At 43.2% G+C, this 14329-nt stretch carries 15 protein-coding genes; 9 read left to right on the top strand and 6 right to left on the bottom strand.

Going from position 1 to position 14329, the window contains the following annotated elements; all coding sequences use genetic code 11:
- Positions 1–39: 39 nt before the first annotated feature.
- Positions 40–2157: a 5'-nucleotidase C-terminal domain-containing protein gene (locus KNQ12_RS06695; protein WP_214746982.1), complete on the bottom strand. Its 2118-nt coding sequence runs from the start codon at positions 2155–2157 to the stop codon at positions 40–42.
- A gap of 796 nt (positions 2158–2953) precedes the next feature.
- On the opposite strand from KNQ12_RS06695, the gene KNQ12_RS06690 reads away from it, so the two are divergent.
- Positions 2954–3751 carry an ABC transporter permease gene (locus KNQ12_RS06690; protein ID WP_235147601.1) on the top strand — a complete coding sequence of 266 codons (798 nt, stop codon included), beginning with the start codon at positions 2954–2956 and terminating at the stop codon, positions 3749–3751.
- Positions 3752–3766: 15 nt separating this feature from the next.
- Entirely contained in the window at positions 3767–4720 is a 954-nt protein-coding gene (locus KNQ12_RS06685; protein WP_214746978.1) for an ABC transporter ATP-binding protein, read from the top strand.
- A gap of 159 nt (positions 4721–4879) precedes the next feature.
- Here the strand turns inward: KNQ12_RS06685 and KNQ12_RS06680 are convergent, their stop codons facing one another.
- On the bottom strand, positions 4880–5461 hold the full coding sequence (locus KNQ12_RS06680; protein ID WP_023469414.1) for an LOG family protein: 582 nt from the start codon (positions 5459–5461) through the stop codon (positions 4880–4882).
- Between the two features lie 72 nt (positions 5462–5533).
- Between KNQ12_RS06680 and KNQ12_RS06675 the strand changes: the two genes are divergently transcribed.
- Both KNQ12_RS06675 and KNQ12_RS06670 read left to right on the top strand, forming a co-directional pair.
- Positions 5534–5707 (top strand): hypothetical protein, encoded by a 174-nt coding sequence (locus KNQ12_RS06675; protein ID WP_023469413.1) that lies wholly within the window; start codon positions 5534–5536, stop codon positions 5705–5707.
- 289 nt (positions 5708–5996) lie between these two features.
- The gene (locus KNQ12_RS06670) at positions 5997–6320 is read left to right on the top strand and encodes a hypothetical protein (RefSeq protein WP_214746975.1); all 324 of its coding nucleotides are present in this window, start codon (positions 5997–5999) and stop codon (positions 6318–6320) included.
- Here KNQ12_RS06670 and KNQ12_RS06665 read toward each other — a convergent pair whose 3' ends face one another.
- Entirely contained in the window at positions 6321–7214 is an 894-nt protein-coding gene (locus KNQ12_RS06665) for a helix-turn-helix domain-containing protein (RefSeq protein WP_023469411.1), read from the bottom strand.
- Between the two features lie 371 nt (positions 7215–7585).
- Between KNQ12_RS06665 and KNQ12_RS06660 the strand changes: the two genes are divergently transcribed.
- The 3 genes from KNQ12_RS06660 to KNQ12_RS06650 all read left to right on the top strand — a co-directional run bounded on the left by KNQ12_RS06660 (position 7586) and on the right by KNQ12_RS06650 (position 9965).
- Positions 7586–8782 carry a hypothetical protein gene (locus KNQ12_RS06660; protein WP_035396048.1) on the top strand — a complete coding sequence of 399 codons (1197 nt, stop codon included), beginning with the start codon at positions 7586–7588 and terminating at the stop codon, positions 8780–8782.
- Positions 8775–9512, top strand: coding sequence for a class I SAM-dependent methyltransferase (locus KNQ12_RS06655; RefSeq protein WP_035396050.1), 738 nt, complete (start codon positions 8775–8777; stop codon positions 9510–9512). The genes KNQ12_RS06660 and KNQ12_RS06655 overlap by 8 nt, the downstream gene beginning before the upstream one ends.
- A 141-nt stretch (positions 9513–9653) precedes the next feature.
- Positions 9654–9965, top strand: coding sequence for a hypothetical protein (locus KNQ12_RS06650; protein WP_023469407.1), 312 nt, complete (start codon positions 9654–9656; stop codon positions 9963–9965).
- 48 nt (positions 9966–10013) lie between these two features.
- Here the strand turns inward: KNQ12_RS06650 and KNQ12_RS06645 are convergent, their stop codons facing one another.
- Positions 10014–10433: a helix-turn-helix domain-containing protein gene (locus KNQ12_RS06645; RefSeq protein WP_023469406.1), complete on the bottom strand. Its 420-nt coding sequence runs from the start codon at positions 10431–10433 to the stop codon at positions 10014–10016.
- A 203-nt stretch (positions 10434–10636) separates the two neighbouring features.
- Here KNQ12_RS06645 and KNQ12_RS06640 point away from each other — a divergent pair, with 203 nt between their 5' ends.
- Together KNQ12_RS06640 and KNQ12_RS06635 are read left to right on the top strand one after the other, a co-directional pair.
- Positions 10637–11161, top strand: coding sequence for a VanZ family protein (locus KNQ12_RS06640; RefSeq protein WP_214746972.1), 525 nt, complete (start codon positions 10637–10639; stop codon positions 11159–11161).
- A gap of 16 nt (positions 11162–11177) precedes the next feature.
- Positions 11178–12173: an ATP-grasp domain-containing protein gene (locus KNQ12_RS06635; RefSeq protein WP_214746969.1), complete on the top strand. Its 996-nt coding sequence runs from the start codon at positions 11178–11180 to the stop codon at positions 12171–12173.
- 62 nt (positions 12174–12235) lie between these two features.
- Here the strand turns inward: KNQ12_RS06635 and KNQ12_RS06630 are convergent, their stop codons facing one another.
- Positions 12236–12994, bottom strand: a complete 759-nt coding sequence (locus KNQ12_RS06630) for a homing endonuclease associated repeat-containing protein (RefSeq protein ID WP_214746966.1) — start codon at positions 12992–12994, stop codon at positions 12236–12238.
- A gap of 28 nt (positions 12995–13022) precedes the next feature.
- Positions 13023–14291, bottom strand: a complete 1269-nt coding sequence (locus KNQ12_RS06625) for an O-antigen ligase family protein (protein ID WP_214746963.1) — start codon at positions 14289–14291, stop codon at positions 13023–13025.
- Positions 14292–14329 lie beyond the last annotated feature (38 nt).

The following is a 14329-nucleotide window of genomic DNA, read 5'->3' as shown; positions in this document are numbered from 1 at the left end:
TGCTCCTCCCGAAATCGGGAAGGAGCATTTTTTATGAACTTATTTACCTTGAAGAGCTGGATCCACGTTAAGGATACGTCCTTCAATTTTATAATCGATTGTTTTCTTCGAAATCGCGTAGTCGCGGAATGTTTCCCAGTCAGAGAGACCGAGGTCTTTCACACGTCCTGATTTATACGCATCTTCAAATGGTGTCAAGAAGTCGCTTCCTTTAGCAGTGAAAGCGTTTGTAGCAACTGTGTACGTTTTGGCTGGATCAATGGGCTCTTCTACACCGCCATCTTTCGTAATCGTCATTTTCGTAACACGTTGTCCCTTCGCTTTTGAACCATCGTACTCAAGTTTCATACCTGATACTTGTAAGAATCCACCATTTTCAAGTGGTGCAAGTCCAACACTGATTTCAAAGAGATCTTTAAGTTGTGAACCGTTCATTGTCACGAGTGCAAGTGTGTTACCGAATGGTAAAGTAGTTAAGATTTCACCAGTTGTAAGTGGACCTGCATCGATCGCGGCACGAATTCCACCACTGTTTTGAACAGCGATGACGGTTTCTGGGTTAATTGATTTCGCTTTTGCAAGCATACCGTCCGTAATTAAGTTTCCGAGAGCTGTTTCACTATTTCGAACGCTCACTGTGTTAGTGCCACCAGTACGTGGGTTTGGAAGGGCAGATACAATATTAACCCCAACTTCTTGGTTTTTGATTGCTGTAATTTTATCCGCGTAAGGTTTGAGAATAGCAGCGGCTCCAGGATCTGCTGCATACGGTTTTACTTCAATCGTCGAACCACTGTATGATTTGACTTTTCCTTTGTAATCAAACGTTACGTTGACATCTCCAAGGAATTCACTATATTGAGAAGCTTGGGCGATGACTGTAGGCTCTTTTTTCTTTGTTTCTTCACTCGCAGGAATCAGTACTGGTTTAGTAAGATTCGTATGAGTATGACCACCGATAATGACATCGATACCATCAACGTTTTGTGCAAGCAATGGATCGTTATCAATTTCAGAATTATCATCGTAACCGATATGTGTCAACGCAACGATTTTATTGATACCGCGTGCTTTGAACTTATCAACGGTCGCTTGAGCGCTTTTGATATAGTTTGAGAATGCAATCGTACCAGGGCTTGAAATACCAACTGTTTCTTCTGTCGTCAAGCCGAAGAAACCAACTTCTTCACCGTTGATTTTTTTGATGACACCTTGGTAGATCCGTCCATCTTCCGGACCAGACGTGATTGTTTTCTTTTGCATGCCGTTAAAGAGTGGATTTTTACTGAAATCAACGTTTGCTGTAATGAATGGGAAGTCCGCACCAGCAACGAAGGCTTGTAAAGCAGCACCTTGATCTTGGTCACCCAAATCAAATTCATGGTTACCGAACGTCATCATGTCATATTTCATGTAGTTCATGAGTTCGAGATCAGCTTGTCCTTTGAACTCGTTGAAGTAGAGTGATCCTGAGAAGACGTCACCAGCATCAAGAAGAAGCGACGGTGTACCTTCGGCGCGGTAAGCGGCACGACGCTCTTTAATGACAGTCGCACGTTTTGGAGCGTTATCGAGTGCAGCGTGTGTGTCGTTCGTATGGAGCAAGGCAAGGCTGAAATCATCTGTATTGATGTCACGGACGATGATTTTTGCTTTTGTCGTGACCGTCTTGCCTTTATGCGTCAAGCTACCTGTCGCATAGTAAGTACCTGACTCACTCGTATCAACTTTGCTCCATTTGATTTCTTTATCGTAGACTTTGCCGTTAGCGTAAAGAACAGCTAGTTTTTTAGGAAGGACTGGTTTTTGATCGACTGAAATCATTTGTTCCTTAACGGACTCAATGATTTTGATCACATAATTCTCGACGTGAATCTTTACTTCGATTGGGAGCTTTTTCTTACCATATGTGCCATGAACCGTTTGGTAGCGATTGAAGATGTGCTTATTGTATGCACCCCATGAGATTTTTTCTCCCTTGTATGTAGCCGGAAGTTTAACAGGCTCACCCTTCGTGAAAGTGAGAGACTTCAATTTGACCGTCTTGACTTTGACATGTGTTGCAGCAGATACGGTCGTTTGTGCAGCCGGCACGATTGCCGATGTCGTCAATGCGACAGCTACTGCTGCCGCGTAAAGCGGTTTTGATTTGTACATAAATAAAAATCCTCCCTCGAGATAGTATGAGGTCAACCAGCGATCGGTAACCTCTTCTTCTACTATAAATGCTTAACGGACAATCGTGTCATGAACCTTTTGTAAAATGCGTAAATTCTTAGGTCCGACGACAATACAACTCTTGCAAGTCGTTTGTTTTCTTCTACCTAAAAGAAGAAAAGATAAATGATTGCGCTTACATTATATCTTGTTCCTCCTTCAAAAGAAACGTAGATTATAATAGATTGTAGGAAATTGTCCTCATTTTGAGAGAATCGCGTAGTAAACATTTTCAAAAAAATGTATAATTTACTATATGAAAAATATGCGATGGGGAGGCGGGAGTACGAATGGATGAAAAGATACGTAGGAGTCTACTCGTAGGTATACTTTGTATAATGGGAATCTTGATTATATGGGGGCTCGCCTCTCCACCGACGACAATTGAATTTCCTAACTTTACACATACCTAATCCTGTGAATGGATCGGCAAGGAGTCCTTGTCGATTTTTTTGTTTCAACGGGAAAGCTACAGTTTGGTGTCGGTTCACGCTATACGTTGACACGCTTTTTACGGATGGCTAGAATTGATTAAGTGTACTTCGTGTATACACAATTGAAAGATAAACGAGGAGGGATGGATAATTAGACATGATATATCATGTCGATCGGAGGAATGTTCGTTTGAGGAATCGCGGACAGAACCCGTTTTTTGTTTGAATTTGATCCAGAATTCATTGAATTACAAATACATGCACCATGAAATCGGAAGGAACTTACACTTATGTTGAAAGAAATGAAAAGTATCATCCGGGAACAGGTTGAAAACTTTCCTTTGATTCGCCGGCTCGCGCGATATGAAATTAAGTCCGCGCACGCAGAACAACGCCTTGGCCTCTTATGGGAACTCCTCAATCCGGGTCTCCAAATTTTCATCTACTGGTTCGTCTTTGGTGTCGGTCTTCGGGGAAATGAAAATGTCGATGGAAACATTCCATTCATCGTATGGCTTCTCTGTGGGATCGTCGTTTGGTTCTTTATCAACGACGCTTTATTACGTGGATCGAACTCGATCAATAGTCGACTTGCGATGGTGACGAAGATGCGTTTCCCGATGAGTGCCATTCCGTCATACGTTATTTTGTCACGGATGTATCAACACTTCGCAATGCTTGTGATCGTATTCATCGTCATCCTCGCAAATGGGATTCCGATTACATGGAAACTACTTCAGTTGCCTTATTACATGATTGCGACATACATTTTCGTCTACGCATTCTCACTTTGTTTTTCAACGCTCATTACGCTCGTCAAAGATATTCAGCTCTTCTTGCAATCGATGATGCGGATGCTTTTTTATATGACACCGATTCTTTGGAATATTGAGCGGTTCCCGGACGCCCTGCACGGTGTCCTTCGCCTGAATCCGGTCTACTATCTCGTCGAGGGATACCGGGCGAGTCTGCTCGGAGGACATTGGGTCTGGCAGGAATGGCCAACTGGACTGTACTTCTGGAGTGTGACGCTCCTCTTGTTCACAGCCGGAACATTCTTGCATATCAAGTTCCGTAAATCATTCACTGAGCTCGTCTAAGGGAAGGAAATCGCCATGTCTATGATTAAACTCGACCATGTCACGAAACGCTTCGACATGGTTACGACTACGAAAGAAAAATTCAAGCTCTTGTTCAAGAATCAAAGCAAGAGCGTTAAAACATTCACTGCACTGCGAGATATCTCGCTTGAAATCGGCTCGGGTGAAGTCGTTGGACTCGTCGGAATCAACGGTTCCGGTAAATCTACACTTTCGAACTTGATTTCAGGAATCATCTATGCAAACGAAGGAGACGTCGCCATTAATGGTGAAGTCGCGATCATCGCCGTCTCACAAGGATTAAAGAATGTCCTGACAGGGCGAGAGAACATTCGCTTGAAATGTCTCATGCTTGGGATGGATGATGCGGAAATCGAGCGTCGGATGCCAGGCATCATCGATTTCGCGGATATCGGTGATTTCATCGATCAGCCAATCAAGAAGTATTCGAGTGGGATGAAATCTCGACTCGGATTTGCGATTGCCGTCAATGTCGATGCAGATATTCTAATCGTTGATGAAGCCCTATCCGTTGGTGACCAAACCTTCTATAATCGTTGTATCGATAAGATGAATGAGTTCAAGGATGAAGGTAAGACGATCATCTTCGTCAGTCACTCGTTGTCACAAATCAAGAGTTTTTGTGAACGCGTCATTTGGCTCGAATACGGTCAAGTACGACTCGACGGAACAACCAAAGATGTCTTACCGGAATATAAAAAGTTTCTTGCGGAATATAAAAAATGGTCGAAAGAGGAGCAACATCAATTTCGGCGTGACCGTTTAAAAGCACAGGCGGCTAATGCCCGTTCCGGGAAACAAAATACGGATTCAGAGGAAAACATCAAACATCCGGCATTGATCTTATCTGCGCTAGGTATTCTTGTACTTGCAGCAGGAAGCTTAATGGTCGTTGATGAGACGCCATCTTTGGTGAATCTCAGCGACGCAATCTTAAATTTCTTTTGATTCTCTGCGCCAGGTACCAATCGGTATCTGGCTTTTTATATCATGTAAGTAGGAATTAGTAAAAGGAGTGAAGAATGCTAAAGGAGAGTGGAAAAAGAAGGAATCATCGCAAATCAAGAAATGTAATCAAAAAAAACGGAGTTCAAGACTCCGTTTTCATCAGGTTTGTGAACGATCCATATAGGTTTTGACGCGCGGTGCTTCATACGTTGCAAAGCGTTCTAAAAGACGTTCAGCATCTGACTCGACGATCAACATCGCACGGTGTTCGGGAATCAAGAATCCTTGCCGTTCCATCGTATCGAATAGGGAAATCAAGGGATCATAGTAGCCATCAATGTTCAGTACACCACATGGCTTTTCATGAAGTCCAAGCTGTGCCCAAGTGAAAACTTCAAAAAATTCTTCCATCGTTCCTGGACCACCCGGAAGAATGATGAATCCATCAGAGAGCTCTGACATTTTGGCTTTTCGCTCATGCATCGAGTGGACGAGATGCAGTTCGGTTAGTCCAGGATGCGCAAGTTCTTTTTCCTGAAGAAAGTGGGGAAGAACACCGATTGCTTGACCTTTAGCAGCGAGCGTAGCATCTGCGACTGCGCCCATCGTTCCAACGCGTGATCCTCCATATACAAGTCCGATGCCGCGCGCGGCGAGCGCTTGACCGAGTTTTCCTGCCGCCTCTCGAAAGAGTGAATCGGCACCATCTTTGGAACCACAAAATACAGCAAGTCTATTCATGAAAGAACCTCCTTCGTTGTTTCCACCATAGCATATTCGACGATGGGAAGGCAGAATGGAAAGGAGATCGATATGCGACCACGTACAATTGTTTGGCTCGTCCTAATCATCGCAGCAATCAATTTAGGACTTGGGATATGGATGCCCGATACATCGACTCGGACGACGATTAGTTCGATACTACTAGGCGTGATTGTAGTACTCGGTATCTTTTACGTCATTGCGTTACGACAATCATCTAAATAAAGATGCTCGTTCGACTCTAATGAGTTGAACGAGCATTTTTATTTAGATTTGAAAAAATAAAGCGATGGAATATTCAAAAGAATCTATTTTCATACACAAATTCAACACTTTGATGGATAGTTTGTAAAAAAAGGACAGTATTCAGGACATATGATACGTGTCAAAAGTAATGGTTATAATGAATAATGTGTAAAATAACATAAATATTCGTATTCGAATATTTAGAGGGGGTCTAAGGATATATGATGTTGTTACAAAGCCAGCCGAAAAAAATTAGGAGGTTATTTATATGAACTTGAAAAAGAAATTAAGTTTAGCAATTGCTGCTTTCTCATTGACTGCTACTGTTGGAGTTGGCATTGCAAATCAACTTGATCATAAAGAAGTAGCAATCGAGCGTTTACCACTTGAGTACTCAGTCAAACGTGACGTAGCAATCGAGCGTTTACCGCTTGAGTACTCAGTCAAACGTGACGTAGCAATCGAGCGTTTACCACTTGAGTACTCAGTCAAACGTGACGTAGCGATCGAACGTTTACCACTTGAGTACTCAGTCAAGCGTGACGTAGCGATTGAACGTCTTCCATTAGAATACGCTACGAAGCGGGCGTAATTATTCAATCGATTCACTTATATTTTTTAAATAGTTATTTCGCACTGAAACAATAATTTTTTTATAGTGATTCATATTGAGCAAATCACACAAAAAATACGCCTTATCGTACGCATCAAGTATACCTTCTTTCGAAGCACCTAGTCTCTCTAAGCAATCTCCTTTTTGGGAATACAGTTGCCCTAGGAGAGACATATCTTTAAAGTTAAGACTTTCTTCGATTGCTTCATCAATTAATTGTAAAGCTTGATCATTTTTTGAGAACTCTAATAAAATCTTAGAAAAATTATACATGATTCTGATTTTTTCAGTCACTAAATCATCACTATCAAAGTTTAATTTTAGGATTTCCTCATAAACATTAATACTGTGTTGATAACTTTTATTTTCAGAGTATAGATTCGCAATAGCTGATTTAATACGAATCAACATATTAGGCGAATAGTGAGATGTTAGGTATTCTGTTGATAAGTTTTGGAGCTCTACGATACAGGTTCGATAATCGATTTTTTGAAGCCGATATGAACAAATATAATAGTAATATTTATAGAGTAAGACATATTCAAAAGAAGAATCATGCTGCTTTAAAATCTTTTGACTCTCTTTATAGATAGATTCAAAATCTAAATTTCTAAAGCGATATAATAAATCTTCGTCGATCGTCTTAAGTGAATCTTGTTGACGATTAGGATCTAAAAAAGCAGAAATTGAAACTTGTAATCGTTTTGATAACGCATATAACAACTCAACTGTTGGCGAATGTGTACCACTCTCGATCTTACTAATTTCTGCTTGACTGCAGATTCCACTTGCCAAGTCCTTTTGTGTCAAGTTGTGTTTTTTTCGGAGACGACGTAACGCTAAACCGATTTGCGGTGACGTGAAATGATCCATTGGATCCTCGTCCTTTCATGAAAATTGAACTGTTACTCAGTATCCATTTCTATTATAGAAGTGTTTGCAAAGGGATACCATAGATTTACTTGATTTCATATCAATGTTTCATCGCCCGCCGTATTTGATTCAGAAAGGGGTACACCCATGACACTCATCTTAAAAGAAACGCGACGTAACATGACTTCTTGCGCTTGGTGTCTCAATGCTGCTACCGTCTCAGTCGCCCCCTTGGCTCATCGGGAAATGGATCAAACCATTGCTAAGTCTAAGAAAGATAGAAACAAGACTGCTTGAATCATTCTAAGGACTTCATTCGTATGTGGGATGAAGTCCTTTTTGCATGATTTTCATCAGAAAGGAGCAATCACATGATAGGAATTACGATCGTATCAGAACAGGATGGTTGGTTACAACGCTCACGTCCCTCTTCAGCGATGAGACACTTTTGTGAAACCCATCGTTTTTCTTTAGATGTTTTTGATTACGACATGCATACGTTCGAGGATTTACTGGATTATATGGATTTTCAAGAATATGAGCATTATCTTTTTATTCTACAAGGTGAAGGAGAACGGACATTACGACTGGTTGCTTATTTGCAGCAGCAGATGCTTCACGTTCAGTTTCATTTAATTCGAGCGGAAGGTGATATCGTATTTGGACAACCCGATTTTCTAAATGGTTTGGAACTACCTCTCATATTTGAGGATGAAAAGTTAGTACTTCCCATCGTTCAAAACGAGTTATTGTCTTTGATGACGGGCGTTCATCGATATGCTTCACTATTCCAACCGCAACCGTTGCGGCATGTCTATATCGAAGATAGCTCATTGTTGAATCGTATTCCGGCATCTTTTTTCACATCGATGACAGTGAATAGTATCGTGTATTTCGATCATCCGATGCGTCACGATCTACCAATCATTGAATTAATGAGTCGGACGCCAGTCCTTCTTGCTTTCGTTGATACCTTGTCCCCTCCGCTTGAAACACGACTTGATGTTTTATCTCGGGCAGAACTCGCTCGTCAGTTGGAGCGCTGGAAGGATACCGGGTGGATTCAAAACGAACGATTCGCCGGTATATTGGATTATGCGACACAAGCTGGATTGAAAAATTCATATCGTCTTTTTTTCTTTGAAGATGGTATCTATGCGGATCGTCAGAAAACCGATCGGTTGAGTTCGGACATTTCTCTAATGGTTGAGCAAAGAGCAGGGCAGTTAGAGGCAATGGCCACACCAAAGGAACTCGAGTTATTTCCGTTACTCTATCAACTCGCAGGATCATTTTCAGGTGAAAGTCGATTTGTTACACCCTATTCAGATTTAGAATTACCACGAACGATTGGACGTATCGGTCCACTCACGTTGATTGGTATTCAAAACGAAGAGGGGTATTTCGCTTTCGATTTAACATCGATGCAACTATTCGAAACGAACGAAGCATTTTTGTGGATTCTTGAAGCTGATCAAAAAGAACAATTTGATGTATTACCAGAACGACTTGGAGCAGACTATGCAGAAGCGATTCGATACTATAAGGAGTTGATGTATCATGAGTGACGTATTATTTGGTCCATTTTTAAGAAAGGGAAGCTATTCACGTGTTGAAGTACTCGATCACGTTTATGCGGATGAACGTTTTGGGCAACTGTATCAAGAAGCGAAGCAAGTCACAGAAATTGATGAATTGACGTTTTATCGACGCTATCTACAAAAAGAAGAGAAGGTTCTGTTTTACGGCACGTTCGATCCAAAACTCTTTAATCTCTTATCTGATGAAGGATACGATTTATATTTGATCGAGTCAGAAATGATTCGGACACATCAAATCGATACACCGTACCGTCATAAAGTATATGGCTGGAGCCATGATGTGACAGACGTCGTAGGTCCTGAATTTTTTGATCGGATCGTTCTTCCTGGTACGACCATCATGCATTACAACCGTGGGGAACTGCTATTATTCTTTCGGAACATACGTCAACTTTTAGGTGTACATGGAAAACTGCTCGTTTCGTTGCACGATATTCCTTATCTAAGAGAATCAGAGCAGTCCATTTCGACTCGACGGATACATGATACTTTAATGTTCTTTGGTCATCATGTAGATGGCGAACGACTCTTATTTAATGCGTATTTAAAATCAGGTAGCGAAGAAAAAGTAAGCTATGCAATCGATTACTTATACAAACCTGAAACCTTGTTTGAATTCGCGAAACTCTCTCGTTATGAAGGTCGATCAATATATGAAGGAAAAACAATTGTCGTTCTTGAATTCAATAAACAATAAGCTTTTGATAGAATAGGAGGAGAATAAATTAAAAATATATCTCCTAGTTTAGTTTGAATAGGTCTAAAGGCAGGGTATGGAGATACAGAAGTTTTGTATTACGATTCAAAGTACATCATGAGAAAGAGGAGCCGGACCATCATGGAAAATCAGAACGAAACTACCTTTCAAAAAAGCTGTCTATCGTTCATTGAGACTTTGTTTCCAGACGAATCCTTTCACTTCTTAGAAGAATCGAGAGCAATGGATGCTTTCGGACATCACGGTATTCAATTGTTTTTTTCTTCAGAACTTCGAACGCTAAAATTCAGTCTTCTCAAACAGACACATCAACGATATGATCGTGTGTTTGTTTCGGAGAAAACTAAACAAAACACTTTTTTCCGAAGGCTGTTGGAGGCAACATATGAAGAAAATCAATTGTACATCGATCATGTCGTAAAAACTGATTAATCCAAAGAAAAGGCATGGGAGCGATTACGCCCCATGCCTTTTCTCTTTTTAGGCTTCGATCGATGCTGATCCGCGTTTTAACGCATGATCAATCGAAGTCGCCATCTCTTCTCGAACTGTAGTTGAGATCAGTCTACCATCGAAATAAATTTCTTTAGATAAACTCAAGTGAACAAGTAAATCCTCTAATACGAGCTTCAAATCAAGAGGTTTCGTCGGTTCGAGCGCTTGTTGTATGAATTCATTCAGAGATGGGTGCTGAACATGCTTTGGATCAATCAAATCAATGATTGTTGTATTTAAAGCAAGTGCTAAGCGTTCGAGGGATTGGGGAGTTGGCATCCGTTGTCCGCGTTCATATGCGGAAATCGTCGTCGCAGTTTCACCGCATTTTTCGGCTAGATGCTTTTGGGTGTACTTGTGCTGTTTTCGTAGTTGCATGATTTTTTTTCCAAGTGCGCGATTCATAGCGCTTCACTCCTATTCCTCAGGTCATCGTTTATAGTACTAATTAACCACTTATCGTACGGGAGAAACCTTTGAAATGTAAAAAACGTTTGAATAAGGAAATAAAAAGATAGTGAAATACTAAATCTGGCTTTTAAAACGATAGTCATGCTGAGGTAAATCACATGCTATTCTAAGGTGTATGTGAAAAAAGGAGTGTCTTCATGAAAAAAATTACATGGTCCGGCTACGTCGTCCTTGCCGTTCTCTTAGTCCTCTTTATCTCAAGTTCGATGCCGTACCAGGAACAATCCATCAAACCAGGGTTATCGCGCTTCATTCCGTTAGAATTCGTCGATCATCTGCGTTTCATTTCTTTCTCGTATCACGGAGAAGTCAGTGTCGCTGCACTCGGACGGAGTGGCTTCATTGAATTTTTCATTCGAAAAGCCGCGCACGTCTCAACGTTTCTTGTGTTAGGTGTGGGATTGATTGATTTGACGCGTCGTCGCCTAACGACAGGACTGGCCGTCTTGTTTGCCTATTCGTTAGCAATCATGATTGCTGTCTTTGATGAGTTCCATCAGATTTTGACAGGGGACCGGACAGGTCTCATCCAAGATGCCTTACTCGATGGAACGGGTGCCTTGATTGGAATCGGATGTTATCTACTCGTCTATAGGAAAAAAGTACGACGCCAAGCAGGAAGTCTTTCCTTCCGGAACGAAAAGAACAGGCATCACTTTTAACGAAGGAGACTGCCTTATGAAGACTTCCCATTTATTGATGACGAGCGTTGGTCGTCGGACGAAACTGGTCGAGTATTTTGTCCGTGAGATGCCAAACGGTCATGTCAGTACCGCGGATTGTAGTCCACTCGCACCGGGTCTCTATATGACGGAATGCCATTATCTCGTACCACGGATCGATGCACCGGATTATATCGAGCATTTACTTGAATTGTGCCAGCGCGAACAGGTGACGGCGCTCTTGTCATTGATTGATCCTGAACTGGAGTTACTCGCAGCGGCGACGGAACGGTTTGAAGCCATCGGTGTCACGGTCCTCGTCTCACCGATGGATGCCTGTCGTCTCTGTTTCGACAAGTACGCGATGTATACGTATTGTGTCGCGGAAGGGATCGCGCATGCGCGGACATACGTGACGCTCGAAGCATTCCGGAGCGCACTTGCGCAAGGGGAGGTCCAGTTCCCGGTCTTCGTCAAACCACGCAATGGGAGTGCCAGTCTCCATGTCCAGGCGGTTTCTTCACTTGAGGTCGTCGAAGGATTATTCGCTACCTATCCAGATTTATTGATTCAAGAATACTTAAGAGGACAAGAGCTCGGTGTCGATGTCTATGTCGACTGGCTGACGCATGAAGTGACCGATATCTTCATCAAGGAGAAACTCGTCATGCGTGCAGGAGAAACCGATAAGAGTCGTTCCGTCAAACGTGATGATGTCTTTGAACTGGTTGAGCACGTCTTAGATGGAACCGGTCTTGTCGGACCGCTTGATTTTGACCTGTTCGATGTGGACGGAACGCTCTACCTATCAGAGATCAATCCGCGATTCGGTGGGGGGTATCCGCATGCTTATGAATGCGGCGTCAATTTTCCGAAAGCGATCCGAAACAATCTACAGGGACAACGTAATCCCCGACGCATCGGGGCATATGCGGAAGACATCTATTTATTGAAGCACGACACGGTGACGCTACTGCCTGCCTCACTGCTTGAGCAAATTAAAAAACCATGAGCGCACGAAAAAGGAGTGATCCGGTCGAGACCGGGTCACTCCTTTTAGGTAGAGGAGGCTGATCAGGAAAGAGAGACGCGTGCACGCTTGAGGCATTGCACGGCGGAGGTCCAGCTACCGATGAGAGCATTGATTGTCGAAGTACTCGGAACCGAGCGACCTTCTGCCCATTTTCGGTAATGAATGATGCTGAGCGAAGGTAACTCTTCTTGTGCCTGCCGCAGTGCTTCAAGGACATCTTCTTCGACCCATTTCCGGCGAGGCGGGGCGATGTCGAGGCAAGCGAGGGCATCTGCCCATGAACCGTATTTACGGGCAATCGTCGCGACTGTCGGATGTCCGTTTTCTTGTGCCCAAATCGCATACGTCTGTGTCGTCAGACGTGGAAGGACATCTGAAGCTTCGAGCAGTGCCGTGATAATACGTTCTTCTGTCATCGAGATAGAACGTGTCATTTCAATGTGTGCTTCTTCGAGTGCACGTGACCAAGAACCGAAGCGTAAGTTGATCAATGTCAAGGAGGGGCCATGTTTCGCCTTTGCCCACTCCCGGTAGCTGTTGCTATGGAAAGGATGAAGACGCGTTGACGCTTCCTTGATGAAAGCAAGGATTTCTTCGTCTGAGAAATAAGGACGGATCGATGAGAGACCAGCGGCTTGGAGTGCTTCACGCCAAGAGCCAAATACATTGATGATCGTCGTGATCGATGGAATGTCTTTTCCGACCGACCAGCGCGCATACGTCTTTGCGTCGAGAGCGGGATATTCGATACTAGCTTCGATTAGGCTATCGATGACTTGTTGTTCTGTCCATTTCTTCATGATGTCATACCCCTTTCATGTAGGTGCTCTAGGTGTGGGTACTGTCGTGAGGTGGAAGTCGACGAAGCGACGTATAAGCGAGAAGGCTGAGCCAAATGAAATAAAATCCACTCGGTCTAACGAGAATGCTTTCCGTGAATTGAAGTAGTCCGAGCCAGCTTGCAAGCAACAGTGCGAGAAACGCGAGATCCGTTGTCTGAATCCGAAACAGTCGATAGAACAGATACAGAAAGACTGCACCGTACAGCAAACAACCGATGAGTCCAAATTCATAGAGATAAGTGATCGGTGTACTGTGGAACGTATAGAGAACTTGTTCGTTCAGTTGTTCCTCCAGTCCGCGTGGGGCACTCCCGATTCCGTGCCCGACCCATAGCGAATCAGCGGAAGCGCGCCATCCGGCTTGCCAAAGCGTCAATCGTCCGTTGAGACTGAGCAAACGGGGAAGCAGTCCTTGAAACGCAAAGACAGCTAGGAGGATCAAGCTGCCCGTTACGTAACACGCTGTCACCTGCACCCGCTGTCTCGTTTCCGGAACCATTCGAATACTCGTCAGCAGAGCAAGGAGGAGAAAAGAATAGATTCCTGTCTGCGAACCGCTTCTGAGTAATGCGATGATGATGAGAAGGAGGAGGACGACGTGCAGAAAGCTTTGCCGACGCGGGAACTGTTTGAGCAAGTAGAACCAAGCAAACAGTCCGCCTGGAACAAGCCATGCTGCAAGCGTATTCGGATTGTTCATCAGACCAGCGAGGCGAAGGAATGAACCTTGTTCCCCGACGTACAGTTGAGGAAATGACAAAGGACCGATCCGAAGCCATTGCAGGTTTTCGACCGGAACATACTCTGAACCAAATGAGACGATGAGGGCATAGGAAGCGAGAAAGACGGCTTGTCCATAAAGAAAGTGACACAACAGCCGTTGCCATTGTTCGATTGATGTACGCGAGAGCGAAGAGACGATGCCAACGAACAGCCAAGTCGAGATGAGGTAAAGCGAAGCAAGAATACGATCCGTATTCGTGTTAAAGAAGAAAAAAACGATATGAAATGTCAGATAAATCAGAAAAATTAGTGCGATTTGATGTCCTCTCGCCCGATTGGCGCGATAGAACGGTCGTAAGATGAGCCAACAGACGCTGAACAGAACGATGTAGACCGGAAGCAACCAAAGAGACCACTGTTTCGGCAACACTTCGTCCGTGAAGGATAAGGGACGAATCCAAGCATCGAGCATGATCCAAGCGACTAGGATGGATAAGGCAAACGATGTGGGTATATTGGCTGATTTTAACATGATTTCTAAAGACTATCCACCCTTCATATAGGACTTAT

The organism is Exiguobacterium sp. s11 (assembly GCF_018619015.1).
GTDB classification, from domain to species: domain Bacteria; phylum Bacillota; class Bacilli; order Exiguobacteriales; family Exiguobacteriaceae; genus Exiguobacterium_A; species Exiguobacterium_A indicum.
The sequence above is the reverse complement of the archived record's forward strand: the minus strand, read 5'-3'. Positions and strand labels throughout refer to the sequence as shown.

Bases quoted from the DNA above. Each gene is read 5' to 3' on its own strand.
- KNQ12_RS06695 (WP_214746982.1), bottom strand. From the start codon at position 2,157: ATGTACAAATCAAAACCGCTTTACGCGGCAGCAGTAGCTGTCGCATTG.
- KNQ12_RS06690 (WP_235147601.1), top strand. From the start codon at position 2,954: ATGAAAAGTATCATCCGGGAACAGGTTGAAAACTTTCCTTTGATTCGC.
- KNQ12_RS06685 (WP_214746978.1), top strand. From the start codon at position 3,767: ATGTCTATGATTAAACTCGACCATGTCACGAAACGCTTCGACATGGTT.
- KNQ12_RS06680 (WP_023469414.1), bottom strand. From the start codon at position 5,461: ATGAATAGACTTGCTGTATTTTGTGGTTCCAAAGATGGTGCCGATTCA.
- KNQ12_RS06675 (WP_023469413.1), top strand. From the start codon at position 5,534: ATGCGACCACGTACAATTGTTTGGCTCGTCCTAATCATCGCAGCAATC.
- KNQ12_RS06670 (WP_214746975.1), top strand. From the start codon at position 5,997: ATGAACTTGAAAAAGAAATTAAGTTTAGCAATTGCTGCTTTCTCATTG.
- KNQ12_RS06665 (WP_023469411.1), bottom strand. From the start codon at position 7,214: ATGGATCATTTCACGTCACCGCAAATCGGTTTAGCGTTACGTCGTCTC.
- KNQ12_RS06660 (WP_035396048.1), top strand. From the start codon at position 7,586: ATGATAGGAATTACGATCGTATCAGAACAGGATGGTTGGTTACAACGC.
- KNQ12_RS06655 (WP_035396050.1), top strand. From the start codon at position 8,775: ATGAGTGACGTATTATTTGGTCCATTTTTAAGAAAGGGAAGCTATTCA.
- KNQ12_RS06650 (WP_023469407.1), top strand. From the start codon at position 9,654: ATGGAAAATCAGAACGAAACTACCTTTCAAAAAAGCTGTCTATCGTTC.
- KNQ12_RS06645 (WP_023469406.1), bottom strand. From the start codon at position 10,433: ATGAATCGCGCACTTGGAAAAAAAATCATGCAACTACGAAAACAGCAC.
- KNQ12_RS06640 (WP_214746972.1), top strand. From the start codon at position 10,637: ATGAAAAAAATTACATGGTCCGGCTACGTCGTCCTTGCCGTTCTCTTA.
- KNQ12_RS06635 (WP_214746969.1), top strand. From the start codon at position 11,178: ATGAAGACTTCCCATTTATTGATGACGAGCGTTGGTCGTCGGACGAAA.
- KNQ12_RS06630 (WP_214746966.1), bottom strand. From the start codon at position 12,994: ATGAAGAAATGGACAGAACAACAAGTCATCGATAGCCTAATCGAAGCT.
- KNQ12_RS06625 (WP_214746963.1), bottom strand. From the start codon at position 14,291: ATGTTAAAATCAGCCAATATACCCACATCGTTTGCCTTATCCATCCTA.